At 36.8% G+C, this 23060-nt stretch carries 17 protein-coding genes; 6 read left to right on the plus strand and 11 right to left on the minus strand.

Features of this window, described 5'->3' with window-relative positions; translation table 11 throughout:
* Positions 1 to 111 precede the first annotated feature (111 nt).
* From KNO76_RS04140 to KNO76_RS04150, 3 genes are read left to right on the plus strand one after another with little or no spacing between them, the layout of a single operon-like run.
* Entirely contained in the window at positions 112 to 945 is an 834-nt protein-coding gene (locus tag KNO76_RS04140) for a bacteriochlorophyll 4-vinyl reductase (RefSeq protein WP_214882841.1), read from the plus strand.
* A gap of 33 nt (positions 946 to 978) precedes the next feature.
* A complete protein-coding gene (locus tag KNO76_RS04145; RefSeq protein ID WP_214882844.1) occupies positions 979 to 1449 on the plus strand; it encodes a hypothetical protein in 471 nt (156 codons plus the stop codon).
* 30 nt (positions 1450 to 1479) lie between these two features.
* On the plus strand, positions 1480 to 1683 hold the full coding sequence (locus KNO76_RS04150; RefSeq protein WP_214882847.1) for a hypothetical protein: 204 nt from the start codon (positions 1480 to 1482) through the stop codon (positions 1681 to 1683).
* 250 nt (positions 1684 to 1933) lie between these two features.
* Here the strand turns inward: KNO76_RS04150 and KNO76_RS04155 are convergent, their stop codons facing one another.
* From KNO76_RS04155 to KNO76_RS04170, 4 genes are read right to left on the minus strand one after another with little or no spacing between them, the layout of a single operon-like run.
* Positions 1934 to 2395, minus strand: a complete 462-nt coding sequence (locus tag KNO76_RS04155) for a hypothetical protein (protein ID WP_214882850.1) — start codon at positions 2393 to 2395, stop codon at positions 1934 to 1936.
* Positions 2396 to 4414, minus strand: coding sequence for an AAA family ATPase (locus KNO76_RS04160; RefSeq protein ID WP_214882853.1), 2019 nt, complete (start codon positions 4412 to 4414; stop codon positions 2396 to 2398).
* Between the two features lies 1 nt (position 4415).
* Complete coding sequence (locus KNO76_RS04165; RefSeq protein ID WP_214882856.1) at positions 4416 to 4601, minus strand: hypothetical protein; 186 nt, start codon at positions 4599 to 4601, stop codon at positions 4416 to 4418.
* A 24-nt stretch (positions 4602 to 4625) separates the two neighbouring features.
* On the minus strand, positions 4626 to 6014 hold the full coding sequence (locus tag KNO76_RS04170) for a DNA phosphorothioation system restriction enzyme (RefSeq protein ID WP_214882859.1): 1389 nt from the start codon (positions 6012 to 6014) through the stop codon (positions 4626 to 4628).
* A gap of 122 nt (positions 6015 to 6136) precedes the next feature.
* On the opposite strand from KNO76_RS04170, the gene dptF reads away from it, so the two are divergent.
* Genes dptF through dptH form a run of 3 tightly spaced genes read left to right on the plus strand, consistent with a single transcriptional unit; the run spans position 6137 to position 13886 of the window.
* Positions 6137 to 8434: a DNA phosphorothioation-dependent restriction protein DptF gene (dptF, locus tag KNO76_RS04175; RefSeq protein ID WP_214882862.1), complete on the plus strand. Its 2298-nt coding sequence runs from the start codon at positions 6137 to 6139 to the stop codon at positions 8432 to 8434.
* 24 nt (positions 8435 to 8458) lie between these two features.
* Positions 8459 to 9868, plus strand: a complete 1410-nt coding sequence (dptG, locus tag KNO76_RS04180; RefSeq protein ID WP_214882865.1) for a DNA phosphorothioation-dependent restriction protein DptG — start codon at positions 8459 to 8461, stop codon at positions 9866 to 9868.
* Positions 9849 to 13886, plus strand: a complete 4038-nt coding sequence (gene dptH / locus KNO76_RS04185) for a DNA phosphorothioation-dependent restriction protein DptH (protein ID WP_214882868.1) — start codon at positions 9849 to 9851, stop codon at positions 13884 to 13886. The genes dptG and dptH overlap by 20 nt, the downstream gene beginning before the upstream one ends.
* Positions 13887 to 13919: 33 nt before the next feature.
* Here the strand turns inward: dptH and KNO76_RS04190 are convergent, their stop codons facing one another.
* From KNO76_RS04190 to dndD (KNO76_RS04220), 7 genes are all read right to left on the minus strand, one after another.
* Complete coding sequence (locus KNO76_RS04190; protein ID WP_214882871.1) at positions 13920 to 15038, minus strand: cysteine desulfurase family protein; 1119 nt, start codon at positions 15036 to 15038, stop codon at positions 13920 to 13922.
* Between the two features lies 1 nt (position 15039).
* Positions 15040 to 15420, minus strand: a complete 381-nt coding sequence (locus KNO76_RS04195) for a DndE family protein (protein WP_214882874.1) — start codon at positions 15418 to 15420, stop codon at positions 15040 to 15042.
* A complete protein-coding gene (gene dndD, locus KNO76_RS04200; RefSeq protein ID WP_214882877.1) occupies positions 15417 to 17429 on the minus strand; it encodes a DNA sulfur modification protein DndD in 2013 nt (670 codons plus the stop codon). Before dndD (KNO76_RS04200) ends, KNO76_RS04195 begins: the two co-directional genes overlap by 4 nt.
* Positions 17419 to 19074 (minus strand): DNA phosphorothioation system sulfurtransferase DndC, encoded by a 1656-nt coding sequence (dndC, locus tag KNO76_RS04205; RefSeq protein WP_214882880.1) that lies wholly within the window; start codon positions 19072 to 19074, stop codon positions 17419 to 17421. Before dndC ends, dndD (KNO76_RS04200) begins: the two co-directional genes overlap by 11 nt.
* Before the next feature lie 28 nt (positions 19075 to 19102).
* Positions 19103 to 20203, minus strand: a complete 1101-nt coding sequence (gene dndB, locus KNO76_RS04210; protein ID WP_214882883.1) for a DNA sulfur modification protein DndB — start codon at positions 20201 to 20203, stop codon at positions 19103 to 19105.
* Between the two features lie 154 nt (positions 20204 to 20357).
* On the minus strand, positions 20358 to 20753 hold the full coding sequence (locus tag KNO76_RS04215; protein WP_214882886.1) for a hypothetical protein: 396 nt from the start codon (positions 20751 to 20753) through the stop codon (positions 20358 to 20360).
* 5 nt (positions 20754 to 20758) lie between these two features.
* Positions 20759 to 23005: a DNA sulfur modification protein DndD gene (gene dndD, locus KNO76_RS04220; RefSeq protein ID WP_214882889.1), complete on the minus strand. Its 2247-nt coding sequence runs from the start codon at positions 23003 to 23005 to the stop codon at positions 20759 to 20761.
* Between the last annotated feature and the right edge of the window lie 55 nt (positions 23006 to 23060).

Consider the following 23060-nt stretch of genomic DNA (forward strand, 5'->3'; position numbering starts at 1 on the left):
AATATAAAATATATAGGTAATTAGGAAGGTGTTTTACAATTCATGTGGGGAACCGTATATACTGAAACTAGATTTTGGAACAAGATACATAAGAAGGACGAGGTGTAGGTCATGGCGAACGGGTCAGAAGTGTTTGAAGTCTTGATGACGAATGCAGTGAAATTACCTGGGGTGAAAGTAGACCGCAGAGAGTTTTTAGCTCAAAGTTTCAGTAAGTACGTGCCAGCGAATCAGTTGGCAGAAGTTGTAGAGAAGGGACCGCTTGAGGCGAATGTCCCGCTTTCAGTCATCAAAAAGGTGGCGAAACGAAACATTGCCAATCAGACGATGAAGAGCTCGAGCGCCTCGTTTGCGGCCGGTCTACCTGGTGGCATAGGTCTTGCCGCTACGATACCGGCCGATACGGCGCAATTCTTCGGTTTCGCACTCCGTTTGGCGCAAGAAATCGGGTATTTATATGCGTACGATGACTTTTGGGAAGACGGGGAACTAGATGTCGAACGTGTGAATGGAGAGTTGATTCTCTTTTTAGGTGTCATGTTCGGAGTGGGTGGCGCGACGGCTACCATCAAGGCATTGTCCGCGCAAGTGTCAAAAGAGGCGTTGAAAAAAATCCCGAACAAAGCGTTGATGAAAACGGTGTACTATCCGATTATCAAGAAAATGTCAGCGATGATTGGGGTGAAGATGACAAAAGATACGTTCGCCAAAGGGATCTCGAAGATGATTCCGCTCGCAGGAGGTGTCATCTCAGGAGGAATCACGTACTCGTCCATGACGAAGATGGGCAATCGTCTCATGAATACGCTTGAAGAAGGCGTAAACATGACGGAAGCAGAGTTTGTCGAAAGTGTGGAAGAAGTGAAACGAGAGAACCTTGAGATTATCGAAGGGGAATTCATAGAAATTGAAGAGATTTTACGTCAAGAAGGGGAAATCTTATAACAAGATGTTGTGTTTTCTAGGAGGAGATCATTCATGAAACTAGATTTACACTACTTGATGTCGACTGAGCGCTACGTACTCGACATGGAATCGTTTCAAATGAAGGATGAAGCGTATTATCCGTTAGAATGGACGTTCTATGGGGCGGAGAATCCGACAATGCTCCTCACATGGGACGCGGAGCGCGACCGCATCCGGATTCGTTTCGAGCAGTATGCCGTCTTTTTAGGGACACTAGAAGAGCACGGAATGAAAGAAGACGGATTATGGAACGAGCATCCCATTGTGAAACTGTCTGAGTCACGCCTGATGTCATTCGCTAGTGAACAGATGGCGATTGATCGGGTGAACCGTAACCGTGGCGCGCTCGCACATTATGTCATCCGCACAATCGAGCAGGAGTTTCATGTGCTGGCGTATGAAGACCCGACCGTAGAAGATTTAGGGAAAGTCGGGGATACGGGAGTTATTGTGACGGAAGTGTCGGATGTGCCAGAAGAATAAGAAAATCGATAAAGAAGGGGTGAGGGTAGGATGAAATCATACGAAATCGAGTTCCATTTGGTCAATGGAGAAGAACTGACTTATATGATAGAGGCAGATTCGCGGCAGGGGGCACTGGAATCGGTTTACCAAGCGTTTCGACATGCGAGTGACGGATTCGTGCAATTTGAGGATGAGTTGATTGTGATGTTGAATCATGTGGCGTATGTGAAGGCGTTTGAGGTGGTGGAATAACAAAATCATATCTTTCTCAAATCTAGGGTAGGGAATTTATTGTCGATAAAACTTGTATTCAGATACACTAAGAGCCGATTGTAGTTCATTGTTGATAAAATAATTAATGATAATTTGAAAACTAAATCACTGAGTTCGAGTGAATAATATGTCTGAACTGTGTCGCAAGGGAAGATGAGATAACTGTATGCAAATAAAGCACTACTGCCATAAGAGGAACGAAATTCCTTGAACAGTAGTGCTTTGTTGTTTATTTCAATGGTAGCTCATTAATCAAATCTTCAGTGCTAAAATCTTGGTTCTCATATTTCATCATCAAATCTAAATATGCGTTTTGAGCAGCTTCAGAATCAGATAAGTGATTCTGAAGCTCATGATATAGTCCTTCCAAACCACCAGCAGCATATTCTTCAATAATCTCGAAGTTTTCGAAATTCATATCTGCGCTTTCCGCTTCATCTTCAGTAGAGAAAAGCTCGTACTCCTTTTCTAAATACATGATCATCTTCATGAATTGTATATCTTGACTTGAGAAAATTCCTAGTAAAATTTCGGGACCATTTTTTATCTTTTTTCTGCGTTCGTTTGTGTATCCATACATTAAAGCGGCCATGAAGACATCTTTATATGACTCAAACAGTTGGACGTCGTCTTTGAGAGTAACGTACATTTCGTTTTGGGCACCATCACGTCTTACAGAACGTCTACTCATTTAATACACCTCCAAAATTTCAGTTCGCTCACCAGATGTATCATTTATATGATTGACTAACCGATAAGCACTACCGATTCGTTGTTGAGTTGCAGACTCTACTTCACCGCGCCATTGAGATGTAGAGACGATGACGACCACTTGTTCAGAAAGCAACGGGAGGTTAGTTGCAACACGAGAACGGTGATCAGCATCAAGCGCTCCAAAGGGTGAGTCCATGACGAGAGGGTAAATATTACCCAACTTCAATTCTTCATCAAGCGCATGCCCTTTTTCTTTAACTTGATATTCACGTGTCAAATCAACTATCGCTCCAATAAAAGCTAGACTTGTGATTTGCGATTCACCTTGTGATAAGCCAACGTGTTTTCCTTGTGAGTCTGTCACAAGTAGTTCGTAATGATCAGTTAAGGAAATCGTATAGTCTTTTCTTAATAGTTTTGCATACGTTGTTTTAATTTTTTCTTCTAGTTCCGTTCTGACTTGAGATTCTCTCAACTTTAAAAGCCCTGTGAGGGTCTCTTTAATTTTATTTGCTGAAGCGAGAGCAATTTGAAATTTGTGTTGTCGTTCTTCAGCTTTAGATAATTTACCAAGTTCTTTTTGCAGTTGCTCTTCTTCTTTTTTAAATTCACTCAATGCTTCTTTTAAATGTTCGATTTTGGCTTCTGTTTCAATGATTGCTTTTTGAATGGAGGACTCTCTCCCAATCAGTTGTTTAGAATCCTCGATATTTCGAGCATTCGACTTCATATGCTCTTCAATCTCTCTAAGTTCTTCTTCATATACTTGAATTTTTTCACGCATACTTTCGCGTTCCATTAGATGTCTTCTTATTTCTCGATAAAAATTATCTCTAGAGACATCCCATCCACTTAATTGAAATAAGAGCTGGTCCACTTCATTTTTGGTCTCTGATAGCCCCATTACCTCCTGTTGAGTGGCTGTTAAATATCGTTGTGCTTCTTCGTCAATTCGATGTCCACAAATACATTCTTCGCGTGAAAGGAGGGATGGGATTAAATCTGGATGAATTAACTTTTCAATCTCTTCACTTCGATCCTTTTGAGCAATTCTTTCAAACCGTTTGATTGCTAACGAGGAGAAGGCTAGAGAACCAGAACGAGATAATAGAAAACCTAACTCTTTCATTTTCTTATCAAATGCTTGTTTTGTTGAGCTAATTGACTCCAATAATTTTTCACGATTAATTTGGTATTTTCGAGTTTCTGCACCATCTCGAAGTGCATCCTCGACGCTTGAGAGTTCTTTTTTGGCCGCACTTACTTCTGCTTCTAATTCATAGAGTTTTTCTTTTTTCGCAGATTTCGCTTTCTCTAATTCATTTACGCGCGAGTATTTTTGGCTTAACTCACCTTCGACGTTTTTAGATACTTCATCCCGTAATTTGACGATTGTTTTATTCAGATGATCAATAGAATTATCGAACAACTCTAATCCCATCATTCTCTTTATTGAATCACGAATTTCCGAGTAGGCTTCTTTTTTACCGAGGTGGTCCATTCTTTCACCATCGAAGAAGAAGAAGGTGTGAAGCTTATATGGGAGAATGCGATTGATTTCATAAGAAATATCACGTACTTTTGTAGTTTGTTTATTAATTAGATTGGTTTTTGTCAATTCAACTTTTTGATTGCTAACTTTATTTTTCGGGAACGTCAAACTTTTTTGGTCGTAATCGTATTTTGCTTCAAGACGTCGTTGTAGTTCATATGAATAGCCGTTGTGTTCAAATTGAATTTGAACTTCCGCTTTTAAGTCAGTATGATTTTCAGAACATTCATTCACTGCTTTGTTATTGAATATAAAATCTGGGTTTGGAAGTTTTAATTCTCTACCATAGAATCCCCAAATTAATGCAGTTAACAGAGCAGTTTTTCCGCTCCCATTTTCACCATGAATCACGGTAACGTTTTTTTCTGCACCGTAGGCAAAATGAATAGAATTGACACCATAGTATTGACGGAAGTTTTCAAGTACTAAGCGCTTTAGAATCATTTTAGATGTACTCCTTTTTAATAATTTTCGAGAATTCATCCGGTAGTTGTGCCGCTGTAAAACTTCCTTCTTTATCTAAGTATGCTTTCTCAAGACGAATGATATTTTGAAGAATACGTTGTTCAGTTTTTGATAGTTCATCAAGTAAGGCATTCACATTTTTTTCATTTGAAGAACGGTGTTCCATACATGTTCACCTCCTAATGTTTCATCACAGGTCAATTAAATTAAATGCTTCTTTAACTGGATTGATCACTTGCAGTGCTTGAAATTGATTTTCAGATATTGAAGCGAACTCGTTAATACGTTTTAACTCATTCATTAGCAACCGTCTTTCAATATTGAATTCTTGATCCGTTAACAAATCAATTTCTTCTAGTGGTCGAGGAATCACAATATAGTCGTGAATGTACGCGTATTTTTTTCCTGGGCTTTTTCTTAAAATTCTTCCTCGACGCTGAATAAATTCTTTGGGATTTGTCGTACTTGCTAATATATATGCTGTTTCAGCAGATGGAATATCCACCCCCTCATCTAAACAACGAATTGCGACCAAGACTTTAATGTGATCATCAGTAAAGTCTTTAAGAAGTTGTTTTCTGAGTTCTTTCTTTTCTGTCGAAGTGAAAGTTCTCGCGGATATGTGTAATTCATTATTTAAAAAATCAGATATATAATCGACATGTCGCTCGTCATCTGTTTTATGGTCACCACAATAAATAATAGTTTTTGACAGATCCGATTGTGATTGAAGTTGTTCTTTCAGAAGAAGATCTTTTTCTTTTGCTGCGTTGATTAATCGTGCTCGCTTGATTAATAGCATTTCCAGCATGCTTTTATCGTTCCCTGTTGCTTCTATTGAACTACTTTCTTGAATACTGATAAGTTTTGAGATTTTATTTGTCAACTCGTGATACTGTTCTAGTTCTTCTTCAGTAAGGGCAACTAAGTGGGGGTAGTAATAATATTTTGTTAAATAACCCGCTTGGATCGCTTCTTCCAAAGAAAAGCTATATATTGAACCGTTAAAGTAGTTTAATAACCGTTCAGTTCCAATTTCATCATGATGACGAATCGGTGTAGCGCTTAATGCAAGTCGATTTTGGAATTGTGAAGGCAATGATTTAATCGCCTGATCGGTCCCTAAATTATGAGCTTCATCCGCTACAAGTGTTCCGTGATCAGTAATTCTCTTTAATTGATTTTGGAAAGCTTCCCCTTTAAATGTATTGTTTGTAGTGATAATACACATGAAACTTGTTATTTTAAAATTATATTTAGTTATCATACCACCTAATGATGAATACCAATTATTCTTCGACCCATAGCATAGTATTGGTTTCATGCCGAAAGATTTGGCATCTTTCGCCCATTGGTCGACAAGATGCTGATAAGGACACAAAATGACTACAGCAAGCCGCTTTGTATGTTGAAATGTATACGTGATTGCCGTCAGGGCTGTAAGAGTTTTTCCGGTACCGGTAGCCATCTCCAACAACCCCTGATAATTATGATGTTCCCATTTTGAAATGGCGGTTAACTGATAATCTCTGGGAGAAAACCAATTTGGAAGCGAAGGTATAGTAGATGTTGAATCCATACTACAGCTCCTTTATCATTATTATTGTAGGTAAAACCTACCATCTATCACCATTATAGATATAATAAAAGAAATAGTTAATAATAAATTTTATATAGGGTTAATGAAAGGAAGGATTATACATGGATTATTTTTTCTCGTTTCTTAAACAAATAAATCCTAAAGCAGAAGAACTTGGGGAAAAAGTTCAAGATCGATATTTTGAAGATCCCGAGAGTGCATTATTGAATTCACGAAAAATGATTGAGGCAATCGTGAATAACTGGCTGGATATTAAAGGACTACAAAATACATATAACTTAAATGAAAATATCAAATTGTTACAGCAAGAAGAAATCATCGACCGAACTGTAGCAAGTGAACTTCATTTTATTCGTAAGAATGGGAACAGTGCTGCCCATGAGTCATTTACGAAAGAATCTCATCAAGTATTACCTCAAATTTGGTCAGCATTGCACACAATAATTGATTCATACATTTTGGAGTTTGAGAATCCGCCAGAAATGCCTAAGTATGCACCTCCAAAACCTTTCTCAAAGAATGATTTTGGCAACCATGATGACTTGTTGGACGTACTGGAAAGTCGCCTGATGGCCAAACTTCGTTCAAATGAATCTGCTGACGAAGCGGCAAATCAATCTGACACTGAATCTTTTGAGGAAAGTAAAGTCTTATATAATTATTTAGCTCCAGTGGAAAATCCGGATGAGAGCTATCTATATAATTTATTTTCTCGTTTAAATGAGTCATCAAAAGAAGCGGTAGAAAGTGCCGAGTTACCACTCAGTCCATTAAAGCAGTATTTACATGTAGAGCGACCGATAGAGAAGAAGTTAGTTGAATTATTATCTAAACCTGAGCAAAAACGCCTCATATTGTTAGTCGGAAGTGTTGGAGATGGTAAATCACATATTCTTTCAAACCTTCAATCAGTCGAACCTGAACTGATGAAGCGTTATAAAGACAAAGTTTGGAATGACGCAACAGAAAGTCTGTCACCACATAAGACAGCTATGGAGACATTATTTGAAAAGTTATTGCCGTTCTCTGATCAGTTACTTCAATCTGGAGATGAAGAGTTTGTTCTCGCAATCAACTTAGGAGTACTCCATAAATTTTTATACGATTACCTAAAAACTACTCCAAATGAGTATTCGTTTGAAGCATTGATTTCCTATATCGAAAGTTCGGGAATATTTGACAATGAAATATCTTCACCGTTAAATCATGAGAGTTTTTCGATGGTTAGTTTTTCTGATTATCCAATGTATGAGCTCACGAGAAATGGGACTGAGTCTGATTTTTTAATGAGGGTATTGGATAAAATATTTTCTCAGAATGAAGAGAATCCTTTCTATTTAGCCTACACCGAAGATAAAAACAATAATATAGATTCGATTGTTCATCGAAACTATTTATTGATGACCAATGAGAATATCCGTCGTAATTTTGTTATGTTACTTTCTCATGCACTTTTGAAAGAGAAAACAGTTCTTTCGATGAGACAATTCTTTAATTTAATTTACGAAATGATAATTCCAGGAAAGTGGTCTCAGATTAGTAAACAAAATGTGTTACTGGAATCATTGCTCATGCATGGAGTGCATCAAAAAATATTCATGAGTTCGAATGATTCGTCTATAGCAGAAATGCTTCGTCGTGAAGACCCGGTTTTGCAACGGTCAGAAAAGGTTGACCAGCTTATTTTAAAACTAACATTAGAGTCGAATGTGGATGAAATCGTGTCGAAATTTGATCCGATTACAAAAGAAGCATATGAGTTGGAAATGCTTGATGTTGAGAGAGCCCATAATTATACGCAAGCTCTGTTGCGATTGTTATATTTATCAAATCCAATCGAGTTAAGCATCTCGCAACAGTCGATTGAGGAGTATTCTAAGTACTTATATAGCTACTATACCGGGCACCGAAATGACTTGAAAGATTTATATACGATATTCAAAAATGCATTAATGCTTTGGTTCGGCTATGAAAAAGATAAGAAGATGTATTTATTTGATACCAGTTCTAAAGTTTCAAAGCGTTATCGGATTGCAAAACCAGTTCTATTTAAACTGCAGCCTATCAGTAAATCGCAGACAAATGCTGAAAAAATTAATCAGTTCCGAAATTCATTATTAATTCAGTTTGCCGTTGGAGAAAATCAGAAAGAAGTTAAATTAGAGATTGACTACAAAATGTTTGAATTGATTTCTAAAATTGATCAAGGGTATCAACCCTCTAAACTGGATTTTGATGATGCGATTCGATTCAGCGAATTTGCGAATGCTATTCGAACTTACAACAATAACAACGATGAGGTTTTAGTATATGTTATTCAATCAGGTGAAGCATTTATTTTGAAACAAGAGACTGATCCATTCAGTGATGAGGAAAAAGTGACTTTCAGTAAATTATGAGTTTTCGAGAGAAGGTATAAAATCATGAGGTTGTTACCAGATAAAATATTCGATGAGAAGCAAGTGATTGCTCTTGATAAAACTAGAACTAAAATTGCACGAAGACAAACCGCAAACTTTTATAAATTGTTTCCCTTTACTACGAGTCAAAGTGACTCTATAAAGGGTGCATTGAATGAGTGGGAAAATGAATTTGGAACGTTTGCAAGGAGAATTTCACAAGAAGAGTTGGCCACCAAATTATTTAACACAGAACATGTTATGGAAAGTTTGTTAGACCAGACTGAGACAAACCCAGATAATGAAGATGAGGTGCATGCGTTTTATACTGATTTGATTGTAAAAAGTAATGGCGGACTGAATATAACTCATCCAAGTATGTATAAATATATCCAAGGAAATAGTGCGACGAAGAGAAAGTTAGGGACATACTTAGCTGATTTGACCTGCGAAGCACTAGATGCAAAAGAATTAGATGAAATTCGAGCTATTTTTGAAACAACGGAACATGAGACGCTATTAGACAAAATGATTGTTAGATTACTTCCAAAACTAAAAAGTCGTAAATTCGATAACGAATACGCCTTACAATCAGCACAACCAATGAAACTCCTTTCGGAAGACTTAATCTATTTGTCCAAGCATCCACAGTATTTCTTGAAAGAAGCGAATTCTTTAATGAAATATTACCTTCATTTTGTTGTTTCACAAACCACAATAAAAATTAATGGTTTCGAATTGTCTAATTGGGACCATCCAACTAATCTTTTCTATACGCTAAGTCCTGAGACTACTGTCACTTCACGCAGGAAAACAATTAACTCCGGAATGAGTTTATTGTCTTCGTCTAGTGAAAATTTGTTTGCGCACGAACTAACGTTAGCTCAGTTAAGTTGTAATACGAATAATAAGACATTAAATGATTCAAAGTCTCGGATTATGACATATGACGAATTATTCAACGAGTTCAACGAATTAACTTCTGAAGCTCAAAATCAATTTCTCGAAGACGTAGATGCTCAATCAATGAGAATCTTACAATATTCAGGGTTAAATCAAGATTTGAAGAAAAGTGAAACTTTCAATGAGACAGTTAAACAACTGTTCTCTACAATGAAAACGACTACTCCAGAGGCGGCGCAAAAGAGATACGGAGATCAGGTAAAGAATATTGCAAACTCTCAGTTTACAAAACGCCGTGGCCGGTTAGGATATGTCCTATCACTTAACCAAGAGATGCTAATTCTTTTAAGTGCAGTCTCTTGCAAAGAAGACCGCATTACATTTGTAGAGCTGCTTGATCGTTTACGCCAACGTGGAGTAAATTTTGATAATGAATCAGCAACCGCATTCCTTTTAATGTTAGAAAAAATAAATGTCATCGATAAGAAGAGCGATAGTGGGGAGGCTCAATATGTCAAACCAATTTTATGAATATATAACTGAAAAAATAAACAGTCATTTCCTTTCAAATAATCCGATTTCTGGAGACAAATACTACTTGCAACTTGAAGAAGAACAGCAAGTGGAATTTATGAAAAAATATCTTCAAGAAGTAGCGAGCGACCGAATCAATACATTTGAGTACGAGTTGAACGGGTCTGTAGAATACTCGACAATCTCGATCGATTACGGTCGAAGTCGATTGATTGTTGCGACACAAACAAAAGGTGTTCAACCCGACTTCTTTGTTAAGTTACGTAACTTGGTAAGTGAACAAGAAGGTAGCGGTATAAACCACTCACTATTAGTCATTTATCACGGGCAACTTGATAGTATTGACGGTGGTGGTGCGAACCTTCAAAAAGATGGCATGCCACTAAATCCACAAAAAATATTAGAAGAGCTAAAGAACGAACTAAGGGAAATGGCTGGTTCTAAAGGTGCTTTGAACGAAGTGTTAGATTTCCATTTAAAAGAAATTGAACAGGAGTTTAGTTCGTTTAAAGGAGTTTCATTTTTTGACTTTGAAGAAATTCTTTCGTTGATGCAGCAACAAGTACTTACAGAGAAAGACTATAAAAAACTTAGACTATTTCATGATCGAGAATTAGATGCTTTCGTTCAAACGTCTTCTAAAAAAGAAATCCGAGAACGAATTCGAGAGAATCGTGATTTGTTTGAATTTGTTCAAGAGAGTCACTTTAATGAAACGATTGAAACGCAGTTACCAAAGAAGTTTAGCGAACAAGGAGTTTCAAAACTAAAGGACGACAATTGGAGTGAGCTGACGCTACAAGAAGTATTTAAACTAAAGGCAGTAAAAAACAATAAAAACTTTGAATTAGAAGGAATTTCTACAGTTAATACGGATATAGCTGTCACCATGTGGGATCGACCGCATAAGTCGACGAAAACAGGAAGACGAGTACGTTACATCGCGTTATTTAATCCATATCATGAAGAGATGATTTCATTACGAGCGAAATACTTAATCGAAGGAAAAGGTATACGAAAGAACCTTGAAGAGTCTCAAGTAACAATCGAATATACTAATCCAAATCTGCTCGTAGAATCCAGTGTGAAGTCAAACAGCCTATATTTGAACTTGAACATTCAAAAAGTTAATCAACCCATGCAGTGCATTGTTAAATATAGAGTGAAGAATGAGAGTACGTTACATTCGGAATTGAATATTATTGTATTACCATTTTCTCAGGAAGTTCTTAAAGACTATGCTGGAACTTACGAAGTGAAGCGTGATAAAGGAATGAATCAAGAGTATTTAACACTAGGGAACAAAGAAGGGGAGCTACGTTTGGGAAATGGTTCCATAAATCCAATTATTCAAGACACAGCTATACTTGTCTGTGAAGAAGAACCACATTCTACGTACCACTTTGACCAAGATGCTTTTGAAGATCACCAATTACTAAAATTGAAAGTTGGAGAAAATCAACCGGTTAATATTAAGCTTAGTATAGATGCATCCAAACCACACCCAGTACCGAACATAAGATTATTCAAAGAAAAGCGGGAAAAAGGAACTTCAATTGTATTAGGGACAGATGGAAAGTTAATTCTGAAAAACCAAGTCTACTACCCACAAAATGAATATAAAGATTTTTTAGACTATGAATTACAATGGGTGAAAGATGGAATCTATTCAGCTGTATTATCTTCAGGGGCGATTAACCCGGTTAATCTTGAATTTGGTAAATACTATAATTTACGGGAAGCCTATAATCAGTTCATTAATTTCTTTAAGATAAAAAAATCGATACCGATGTTGACTCATTGGGATGATCAATACAAAGAAGTTGCAGAAAACTATGTAAAAACATACGTTGAAGCAATTGAGTCGATTGAGGAGTCAGATAGACTATTTGAATTAGGTCATTCAATTATGAAACTTGGTGTACTTCATAACAAACAAGAAGAAATTGTATACTTCACTCCGTTTCATCCAATCAATGTTGCGTTTCAATTGGAGTTAAATAACCAACTGGGCCAAGATCAAGTATCAGAAAGTGTGCTTAAAAGGTTACGTGGAGATGCTTTAGCTCCATATTTATGGTATGAGGGAAAAGAGTATAAAACTGAAGCGCAGTCTACTCTTCCTGAATGGATGATTTATCGTGTGAAAGAGAAAGTAGTCGTCGCAAATGCGGATCGCTTTTTGTCAGAAGTTGTAAAAGAGAAGATGAGTCAATTTGTCGACCATTTCTCTTCGTTATTTTTCCGAGCAAACCATTCATTGACTGCACCAATTCAAATGAATGTAATAGAAGTTATAAATGATGAAATGGTGTTAAAAGGTGTTGTGGAATGGATGTTTGAGCAACTTAAGAAAAACATCGAACAAAACAGTGAGCGACTTGTTCCGGTCGAATTGAAATTATACAGTGAATCTGGAAAGTATAATAGTGCATTTGATCAGTTTGCATCTAAAGACTTCATGAGTGGAGATTGGGAACATTTTGAATTTGTATATGACTTAGTTCCAAAAAACTTTGTGTTGTCACCAGAAGAGGTTGCAGAAAAAATTCAATCACTCATAAACCATTATCATATTGAGAACGCGAAATTCGATGATTATGAATATGCTCATATTAGTTTTTATAAAATGAGTGGTGAAGAACAAATTTTCCCTGATAAGATGGAAGGGATTAAAAGTGGCAATGCCATGAAAGGGCTATATTCTTCACTCGCGCCAACGATTAGAGACGGACAATTTAGCATGGGATTTGGATTGAAGGGCCATTCGATTGGTGAAGAAGATTTATTGATGCGTAGTGCAAAGTCTTTTAACGAGCTCAATGTTCACATGAAAGACAACGGTAGTAGTTCATTCACCCATAACATGACTGCACTAGCGAGCATTACTGGGGCGAGAGATAGTCATAGACTTCAAAACATTTATGACAGTTCTCATTGGGTAACTTTGATTGAGCCAACCGTTGATTTAGGGTATTTCTCTTCTAAGCAAGGAAATCCCAATAATGAATTGATTATCATTCATTACAATGATCAATCTTCTTCGTATCGCTACGATGCAATCACTGTTACAAAAAAAACAGACCAGTATCAATCGGTAATTAAAGAGTATTTAACAAGGGAAAAACCGGATATTAATTCAACTGAAAGCATTCGTGAAATCATTCAAACATTCAATGTGATTAACGGCGAGTGGTTGTTAGAGATGATTCAACAAGGATTGAGCAACGCAACAGCCCATAATATTCATAAGAGTCGAGAGAAATTCAGTCTACTAGCAGCTGTAAAATATTCACTTGCTATGTTTGCGACAGATGAAATCACATGGGTACCTATTTCACTTGAAGAAATTTTGCGAGTCGCTAAAGCAGTTGGATTAAACCATACAAATTCTCCGTTTACAGTGAAAGCATTAGGCAAGTCAGGTAGTTATTCTGATGATCTCCTTTTAATTGGAGTCGAAGAAAAAGACGCCCAAGTAAAAATGCACTATTATCCGGTTGAAGTAAAGATTGGTCGGAATTTAAGCAATGTGTTGGATAAGGCAAGAAATCAGATCGTTCAAACAAAGTACCTATTTGACGCAGATTTAGGTATCGGTGAAAACAATCCGACGTTTTTACAACAATACTACCGAATGTTCTTTGCGCACCTTTTCTTAGCCAATGCTAAAAAGCTCTTCGAAGGAAAACTATGGTCGGAAAAAGACCATCAATATGATTTTGAAGGAAAGCGTCTTCATGTCATTGAAAAATTAATGAAAGGTGAATACGAGATTTCGAATAATCTTACAGACTACTTTAATAAAGGGGTCGTGATTTCGTTTAAATCTGAAGAGACTGTATCTATGATTACGCGCGAGGATGATATCCTACTCTTCAATTTGCCAGAGCAGTACGGCATTAGTGGAAGTTCTTATTCGATTGAAGAAATTCGAAAAGAGATTTTAGATAACCATAAGGATATTCCGAAAGAAGAAATGCTTTCAGAATTTCGTATGGAAAATCGAATATAAGAAAATCGCCAGTCCATTGTGACTGGCGATTTTCTATAGCTCTTGGAATATTTCCAAGTCTTTCAACTCTGTATTAGAAGATAATGAAAAGCGAATCGAAGATCGAACTTCTTCAAGCGATAATCCGATGGCTTGCAACACATGACTCGGCTTACTGGAGCTACATGCAGATCCAGTTGAGACCGCCATGACGGGAGCCAGTTGTTTTACGAGAACTTCATTGTTAATACCAATGAATTGAACGTTCACAATGCCAGGAATTTTATTCGTATAATCACTATTAAATTGTATGTTCGAACCAAACTTTTGGGCTAACAGTTGAACTAAATACGCTTCAAGTTTCTCTAACTTTTTTATGTTTTTGGACAAGGCTGCTTGATGCATTTCAGCCGCCTTTCCCATTCCTACAATCAGAGGAACAGCAAGTGTTCCCCCTCGAATACCTTGCTCTTGACCACCACCATGGATCAGTGGTGTCAATTTTCTTGGAATCCCGTCCTCATCTTTTTTCACATAAGCAATTCCAATCCCTTTTGGTCCATTGAATTTATGAGCGGAAGCGGATAAAAAATGTACATGAGTTAGTTCTGAAAGACTAATTTTCTTTTTTCCAGCGACGTGTGTCGCATCTGTATGGAAAAGTGCACCGTACTGAGCAGAGAGTTCTGAAGCTTTTTGGATGTCATTCAAAGATCCTAACTCATTATTTCCCCAAATGATTGAAACAATTGAGGTAGGACGTTTTTTTAGCAAAGACTCTAATTCAGAAAAATTGATTCTTCCGAATCGATCGACTGATAAGTATTCAACAGGAATGTTAAGGTGCTCATTTAAATAATTGACGATTTCCAAATTAGATGAATGTTCGGCTACCGTTGTAATCACTTGATGGTCCGGCAAAGATGAACTTACACTCTTTAAAATCCAGTTGTTACTTTCGGTCGCTCCTGAAGTGAAGTACAGTTCGGTAGAAGAACAGTTAAGAAATTTACCTAACTGTTCTCGAGCATGTTCAACAGCGTTTTTAGAGTTTTCTGCCAGTGAATAATACTTGCTAGAAGGGTTTCCGAACTCTTCAAGAAAGAAGGGAAGCATCTCTTCAAGCACTTCTGGATATACAGGTGTGGTTGAGCTGTTGTCTAGATACAGCATATTATCCCTCCTGGAGAGCTAATAACTCTCTTAAGAATTGATTGGTACTTCTAGAAAATTGGAACATTTGATAAAGCTCTTCGGCACCTCTTGTAATATGTGCATTAAAATAATCTGGGAAATATTGTTCTTCCTCGATGTGCTGCTTCGCATGTTGAAGAATCATCATTTTAAACATCTCATCGTGTTCTCCTGTTAAGGTGGCACGATTGATTTCAAAATTTGAAATGGATTGACCCTTAACGCTTGTTGGAGTTTTTTCGTTTTTTAATGATATTCCAACGGCGAAACGAGCTAGGATGTTTGGTGTGATATGAGTTGAGTTTGCAATCTCTTTAAAATAGAGATGCGTTTGTTCAGTTAATTTAAGACGGTAGTTCATGAGTTTTTCACCTGCGCGTTTTCAAATTCAAAATACGATGGAATGACTCGTGTTTCTAAATGTTCATTATCAAACTGAAGACTATACTCTTTAGAAATCGATGGTTTGAATACGTCATAGTAATCTTTGCTAATCTCTGAGTCTGTAGATAGCACTAACACTTGTTCACCAAAGTTAGGAAGTAAGTTACGTAAAATGTTATAACGGTGATCTCGATCTAATCGCCCTAACAAAGTATCGAAGATAAATGGCATTTGATTTTCGGAAACTTTGAAAATTGCCCAGATTAATGAAAGGAGTAGAATCTGTTTCTCACCAGAAGATAGAGTAGCTACAGAAATTTGAGACTGGTCCTTAGATGACAAAGTTAAAGAGAAATCTTCAGGGAGAATAGATAGCTTATCTACGTAATCTTCTTTACGCATTAATGTTTTTAACATGCGTAACGCATTTTCTTCAACACTCCGAATGACTTTATAACGCTGTTGAAGTTTGAAGTCTTCTAGTAAAGCTAATGTTGAAGTAGCATTTTGTGATAATAAGCTCGATTTTGAAGTGATTTTCTCAATTTCTTGTTGAAGCGAAGCGTTTTCTTCCACTAACATCGAGTACTGATTTTGGAGCTCTTCTTCAAGTTTAACAATACGTTCTAACTGCTCGTTCAAATGAAGATTACTAACTTTGAGTTGATTCAATTCCTCAAATTGTTTTTCAAAATCCGCATGATTTTCTTCTCGAATCACTAGTTTTCTTCGTAATATCTTCAGTTCCTCTATGATTTCGTCATCGCGATTAATGTTTGCCAAGAGAGATGAGGAAGATTGAGCGTTTACTGAAGAAATCATATTTTCAACTTTTGCCTTCGAACCGAACGAAGCATCATGAATAATTTCAGTTTTCGGAACAGCCGTTTTTAAAGCCGCATTGAACTCATTCTTCAGTGAATCATGTTCTACAGATCCTCCTAAATTACGTGAAACATTCATATAGAACTCATCGGTGAAGACTTTTTCTAAATCTTCTACACTTCTTATCAATAGTTCTGATTCTACTTGTTCTGCAGCTTTTCCAAGCAAGTGATGATTGATAGAAAAAGCGTAGTACTCACTGAAAAAGTCTGACGTAGACTGCTTTAATTTCTGTCGTTCTTGTTCTAGGTTTCTTATTTCCTCTTTCAATTTTGCTTCTTCTTCTTTACTAATCACGTCGTGTGCGCGTAACGATTCAGAGAAGGCAGTTGTTTCTGCTTCACTAACTTCGATATTCTGAAGAAGCTGAGACTTATCGACTTGAACGTTTTGCAATTTTTGTTCGGATTCACTTAGCTGTTTTTTAAGCTCATCTAAACGTTTTGATTTATCTTTAGATAGCTTAGTCTTGGCTTCGTCTCGTACAAGTGATTCGATTGTTTCCGTTAATAAATCTGGAATCTCTAATTTAAATGCACTTTTCATCAAATCATCTAGGTACTCAGATAGTTTCCCTTCATTAATAATTTGATTAATTGTCTCTCCATCAAATAATGAGACATTAAACAAATAGAGGGGAGTACGCTCTAAGAATAATGAATAGACTTGACTCTTATCCTTCTCTGCTAGTGCAAAGGTATTTCCATCACGATAGATATTAAAGTATTCTTTAATATTCTTAGCGTCGATTCCCCATGATCGTTCAAATAAATAGCGTGATGTTGTTTGATTCGTTGTTGTTGTAAAAGTAATTTGGATTTTAGAAACTTGTTTAGTGGTACTATATCTTTCTCGTTGATCTCTTACTTCGCTATTGATTAACTTCTCAATTTCTTTGAAGTAGGATGGAGTGGGTGCTTTAATCCCAAACGCCTGACTACCGTATAATCCAGTGCGAAGTGCGTTTAAAAAGGTTGTTTTACCCGCTCCATTTTTCCCACCGATTAAAATAACATTTTTATTAGAGTTTTCATTCTTGAAATCAAATGTTTGATTTTTATATGCTCCAATATTCTTTAAGACAATCGATTCAATCTTCATCTCTCTCTAAAACTCCTTGCTCTTTGTAAAGGGTTAGATAGTCCTGGCTCAATAGCGCAGCGACATCTTTATTAAATCCTCGTTTAACCTTTACTCCTAGAAAATCATTTGCTGTTGTAAATAGTTTTTGAACCATATTGAAGTCAAGACCATGCTTTTGAGACAGAAGTTCTAAATCATTCGCTTGGTCACTCGTTAAAATCTGACGATCATCATGTTCCCAATCTAGATCAAATCCGAATACTTCGCGATAAAGGTCAGGTAGCGTATCTTTCCAATCTCCTTCACGAAGCCATAAGCGACGAATCGCTCGTAATTCATCATCCTGTATTAATTTATACTCGACGGAATTTGGAACTTTTAAATCACGTTGTAAAATCAATAAGTCGCGCATTAATTCAGTTCTAGTAGCTAGTGTGAAAGGACCAAGACCAAGGTGTGAGTATACTGATTGCCCATCCTCGTTTGTTTCGGTAACGACAAAGTGAATATTAAACTCTTCAGGTTTGCTCAAGTCAATATTGTGTTTTGCGATAAATTGACTTAATTGTGCTTTCGGAACAGCAAGAACAGACTCATCAGTCAAATCTTCAATTCGGTCAACTACTTTATGAGAAGTGGCAGCACGACCGCCTTTTTTCTTTTGCACGATGTAGATTCCATCTTCTTTGATTTCATGTTGAACTTCTAATAAATAGAAGGCGCCATTCATTCGTTTATGCATTCGTTTAGAACGGTCGTCACGAATGAGCACCATTTTATTACGGAACTTCAATAATGGCTTTAACCAGTCATGTTCACCAGTTTGAATAAAACCAGTAAGCGATTTATCTTGATTGACAACCGTACATGTCCAGCAACCAAAACGGCTATTCCCACAAGAACCAGCACTTTCTTTAATGTTTTGGTCAACAACTAATGGGCATTCGCTACTTGAATCCATGTACATTTTCTGCAGCTTGTGATGGTCTTCTCCCCACGGAGCTGGGTTTTGAAGAAGGTAGCTCCAAACATCATCTAGAACAAATTCTTTAATTGGAGCAAATACATATGCATTCGCTAGTGATGTGTGTCGCATCAATTCGCTACCTGAAATCTCATGGTCTTTTATTGATTGGCCTCGGCTCGTACTCTCAGATGAACGGACACCAAGTACCATAATAATTTCGCCGTATTTTGACACTTTATCCTTAATGAAGCGGTTAGCAGGATCGATTTTAAGACGATCTGTACACCATCTAAACGTTTGGTTCGGAGTAGGGTAGCCACGTCCGATAATATTCGTCCAAAAAGTTTTTTCTGTAAGTGGTTTAACTTTTTGTGTTTCGATCGGGAGATTATATTTTAAAGCGGCTTCCTGCATGCGGTGTAAAGAGCCGTTAATCATGGAAACGACGAGTGGGTTTTCTACCAAAGTGTCAGAAGAAATGATAAATACCTTCTTATGCAACTGTTCTGGTGAAAGCTCTAGCAACGCTTCGAAAATGAGTTGAGTCGTTAGTGTAGAATCTTTTCCGCCACTAAATCCGACCACCCATGGACGTGTGTCATTTAAATAAACACGTTTGATCAAATCGATGGAGCGTCTAGAAACAGTATCTCCTTCATGCTGAGTAAATAAGTTACTAATAATACCTTGTGTCATAAATTGTCATCCTCTCGTGCCAAAACAGTCATAATACGTTCATGCTTGGTTTTTGTTGATCGAAATCTTTCTCTTCTTTCGTGAGCTTGATGCCGATTAGCGATTTGATTCGTATGGCAGTCAATCGAATAGTGTAGTTGTTCTTTAAAATTCTGCCGTTTTCGTTAAAGGCACGACCTTTCCAATCTTTTTCGTTTGAACGGCTCCAATCAATATCTTTAAATTTTGTAAGGTAGGCTGTCCATGTATCAGGTTTTTGTTCAATTAAAGAGCGCGCAACTTCAGCCGCTGCTTCGATAAATAAACCTTGACCCGCAATTGAAATCATACGTAAATCACGAGGGGAGATTTCTTTATTAAATACTTGTTCCCATTCATGAATACTATTGCATAGAGTTAGCCAAAACGTTTTGATGTTCAATGCGTCTTCTTCAGTTAAAAGAGCACCTTTTTTCTTATTAATTAGTCGTTTATTTGCATTATAAATATGATTTAACGCCAAAAGTTTTGGTGAATTCTTGGAGAGGGACGTTTTCTCCATTTCTGTATACCGTTTTAACAACGGAATCTCTTCAACGATTTCTTTAGTTAGGAGCGATAACTGATCACGATGGTCATATAAAATACCGATAGATGACGTTGTATTAACGGCATGTCGATTTAAATCTGAAAAAATTTGTTGAGATCGTTCTAGACCTTCATCATGAAAGAATACAACAGAAATTGTTTCATTACCAAGCTCAGGCATAATTTTTAAAGCCTCTTCAATCGCTGCTCTCCGGTGTTGACCATCATTAATTAAAAAACGGGAATCCAGTGCTATCGAGAGTTTGCCTAAGTCTTTAAAGTTTGGTTCATCTGTAAACGGAGTAAACTGAATTTCACCATCAATGGAAGCTGTAAGGGATGAAAATACATAGTCCTTGGACTGGTCTACAATGTAATTCGTAATCTCTGGAACTCTAGATTTATTTAAAATCCGCTGTGAACGATATTGTGGCGGGACTTCCTCTTCATCGAATAAGAAGATTTTTGGGATCAGTTTTAACGGGCACATAACGACGAAATATTCTTTTTCTGCCTGTTTTCCTCGTAATGCGGGGAAGTTATAGCTGAAATTAGGGTCCATGCAATATCCTCCTTCTATTTATCACGTACGATATTACGTACGTAACTTATTGTTTTTATAATGAAAGTCTAACATATGTGTTCGTATAAAAATAGCGAACAGACTTTGCAATATAGAAATTTCGATAAAAAATCTCAGCGGGAATCCGCTGAGATTAAGCTGTTAATAGTTTGATCAAAAAATCCTCCTCAAATAAATCACTGCTTGATTCTATAAGTGAATAAATGCTCATCGTACCTAGTTCGATATATTTTCGCATTGCATCACGAATGTCTTTTTCTTCTGTAATTTCCTTTTGCATGTCATTGATGATTAAATGCTTACCCAGGAGATAGTCATTTCCATTGATGATCGCACCCATATCCCATGCACCAGTTTTAAGTTCGTCGGGTAATGGCGATTGATTATTAAAATTTTCAATCCCGTGCATTAAACATATTTTTACGACAAAGGGTCTAGCGTCTTTTGGCGCAAAGTGATCCAAGTGTTGAATAATTTCATCGATTCGGTCTTTTGTAATTTTAGATAGTTTTATTCCTTTTGAGTCCATAATTTTTATCCTCTCACAATTTCGAAGTACCCCTCACGAATGAGTGTATATTTATCGTTTTGGTTATAGTCCAACATAATCTGTTTTGAAGTATATTCTTTCATTAGATTCACATATTCAGGTGTGATTTCGGTATCCGTGGAAAGAATAACAACCTGTTTACTAATATGTTTGTAGAAATGTTCAACTAAGTTTCTTCGGTGATAACTATCGAGACGCCCGAGAGGTGTATCAATAATCATAGGTAGGTCTAAGTCAGCAGCTTTAATCATTGCCCAAATGAATGCCGAAGAGATGATTTGCATTTCACCAGCTGATTGTTCTTCTATGGCGATTTCTGCACCTCGTTCATTTTCAATTCGAATCATCATCATGTCTCGGTCAATGAATGCTCTACCGAATTCATCCTGTTTCCGCATGAGGGTATTGAGCATTTTATTAAACTCACGGCTTATCACATCAATTTTCCAATCTAGTACTTTCGTTGCGTACTCTCCAATTGCAAATTTAATTTCGCCAATAACTTTAACATCGTCTTCTAAATCGATTGCATTTGATGCGGTAGACTTAGTACCTTTTAACTTTGCTTCAATCGAACGAATTTCTTGAATGCACTCTTGTTCTTTTTTCTTTAGCTTCATATAAAGGTTTTTCGCTTTTCCAAGCATTTCTGTCGTCTCTTGGATGTTCTTATCTTCTTCATCGACACTTACAGCAGAGGGTGCAAGTTCGATTTTTTGCTGTAACTGATTAATCGAATGTTTAATGTTGTTCGACTTTTTGATTAAATCAACAATCTGTTGCTTGATTGTTCCTGCGTTGATACTCATTAAATATCTGCGGTCGTTTGGGGAAAGGTCGTGCCAAATGTTTTGGTCTTCTCTCTTGATTGGAGTATGTTGTGTTTTATTGGATAACCAAATCCCTTTCCCAATTTCTTCAACTTGTCGAAGTTGTTCTTCTGTCAACGGTGGATCGATTGGTTCAGATAAAAGTTTAGACATGAATTGGTGATAAGGCGCCAATACTTGTTCAATTTTTTGTTGGTCTGAAATGATTTGTTGCTCAGCATTTAAACGCTCTTTTAATTGATTGATTTTTTTGGATGCAAAAGATGGAATTGCTTGCTCAGCAAAAAGTTTAGAGATTTGGTCCATTGTTTGCTTATATTGAATCTGCAATGCACTCATTGAGGCAGCAAACTCCTCACGTGATTCACTATTTTGCGTTAACTTGTCGTTTCGGAGCTTCTTAAAATAATCAAGTTTTTTATTATAGGTGGAAACTCGTTCTTCGCTCTTGCTTCTTTTCTCAGACCATTCACTAAGTTGTTCTTTGAGGTCTATAATTTTTTTGTTGAATTTTAAGACCTCAGTACTCTTTTGAGCGACTGCGAGTTCGTTTTGTTTGCGAGAATAGATTTTATCTAAGTCGGCTATTAAATTATTAAAATGTAAGAATCCATTCATACGCTCGATGGTTACCCTAAAGTCTAAAGAATTTCGAGATGAAATAATACGTCGAATTTCTTCACCATCAAAGATTAAAAATTGAGAGGCGTCAAATGGAATTAGTTTATCAATTGTTCGATTAAAATCATCCACATTATGTGGGGTGATTTCTTCATTTCGTTTTGGACGTGCTGCACCAATCGTTCGTTTGCTGAATGTTTTATTCTCGGATACAACCCGTTTCTTACTATCATATTGCCAAACCACTTTAATTTCATAATGATGACCATCGCCTGGTTCGAAAATCAGTGAAGCACTAGCTTCTCGTCCACCCTTTTCAAAAAAAGAGTTATTAATAGTATTGGTGAACTGTTGCTGGAATTCAGCATCCGTCATTCCTCGTCTACCAAATAGTAAGTAGCGAACGGCTTTTAAGATTGTCGTTTTACCTGCACCGTTTAACCCGCCAATTAAAACGATGTTTTTCTCATCTGTATGTGTATCGAAATTGATTGATTGCGTATTTAAATAAGTTTTGTAATTATTTAATTGGATCCGCACAAACTTCAAGCCTGACTTTTTAGAATTACCAATAGATTGAGTTAGAGAATTACCTTTTTTAATCAAATACTTTAATTCTTCTTCTAACTCTTTTTGTCTTTTTGTTGGGGTTATTGCTTCCCCATAGTAATTAGCCTTCGATGTTGTGAGAATGTTTTGAAGTAGATTAGGGGAAAGGTCATGCCGTAAAGCAACTTCCTCTAAAATCTCTCTTTCAGTGTTGTAAATCTTTTGGTTCATATCGATTTCCTTTCTTCCAAACATGAGATATTCAGGTCTATATTCCTATTATAAA

Source organism: Exiguobacterium sp. s101 (genome assembly GCF_018617835.1).
Taxonomy (GTDB): Bacteria; Bacillota; Bacilli; order Exiguobacteriales; family Exiguobacteriaceae; genus Exiguobacterium; species Exiguobacterium marinum.

Excerpts from the sequence above, each read along its gene's own strand:
- KNO76_RS04140 (WP_214882841.1), top strand. The coding sequence starts at position 112 with ATGGCGAACGGGTCAGAAGTGTTTGAAGTCTTGATGACGAATGCAGTG.
- KNO76_RS04145 (WP_214882844.1), top strand. The coding sequence starts at position 979 with ATGAAACTAGATTTACACTACTTGATGTCGACTGAGCGCTACGTACTC.
- KNO76_RS04150 (WP_214882847.1), top strand. The coding sequence starts at position 1,480 with ATGAAATCATACGAAATCGAGTTCCATTTGGTCAATGGAGAAGAACTG.
- KNO76_RS04155 (WP_214882850.1), bottom strand. The coding sequence starts at position 2,395 with ATGAGTAGACGTTCTGTAAGACGTGATGGTGCCCAAAACGAAATGTAC.
- KNO76_RS04160 (WP_214882853.1), bottom strand. The coding sequence starts at position 4,414 with ATGATTCTAAAGCGCTTAGTACTTGAAAACTTCCGTCAATACTATGGT.
- KNO76_RS04165 (WP_214882856.1), bottom strand. The coding sequence starts at position 4,601 with ATGGAACACCGTTCTTCAAATGAAAAAAATGTGAATGCCTTACTTGAT.
- KNO76_RS04170 (WP_214882859.1), bottom strand. The coding sequence starts at position 6,014 with ATGGATTCAACATCTACTATACCTTCGCTTCCAAATTGGTTTTCTCCC.
- dptF (WP_214882862.1), top strand. The coding sequence starts at position 6,137 with ATGGATTATTTTTTCTCGTTTCTTAAACAAATAAATCCTAAAGCAGAA.
- dptG (WP_214882865.1), top strand. The coding sequence starts at position 8,459 with ATGAGGTTGTTACCAGATAAAATATTCGATGAGAAGCAAGTGATTGCT.
- dptH (WP_214882868.1), top strand. The coding sequence starts at position 9,849 with ATGTCAAACCAATTTTATGAATATATAACTGAAAAAATAAACAGTCAT.
- KNO76_RS04190 (WP_214882871.1), bottom strand. The coding sequence starts at position 15,038 with ATGCTGTATCTAGACAACAGCTCAACCACACCTGTATATCCAGAAGTG.
- KNO76_RS04195 (WP_214882874.1), bottom strand. The coding sequence starts at position 15,420 with ATGAACTACCGTCTTAAATTAACTGAACAAACGCATCTCTATTTTAAA.
- dndD (WP_214882877.1), bottom strand. The coding sequence starts at position 17,429 with ATGAAGATTGAATCGATTGTCTTAAAGAATATTGGAGCATATAAAAAT.
- dndC (WP_214882880.1), bottom strand. The coding sequence starts at position 19,074 with ATGACACAAGGTATTATTAGTAACTTATTTACTCAGCATGAAGGAGAT.
- dndB (WP_214882883.1), bottom strand. The coding sequence starts at position 20,203 with ATGGACCCTAATTTCAGCTATAACTTCCCCGCATTACGAGGAAAACAG.
- KNO76_RS04215 (WP_214882886.1), bottom strand. The coding sequence starts at position 20,753 with ATGGACTCAAAAGGAATAAAACTATCTAAAATTACAAAAGACCGAATC.
- dndD (WP_214882889.1), bottom strand. The coding sequence starts at position 23,005 with ATGAACCAAAAGATTTACAACACTGAAAGAGAGATTTTAGAGGAAGTT.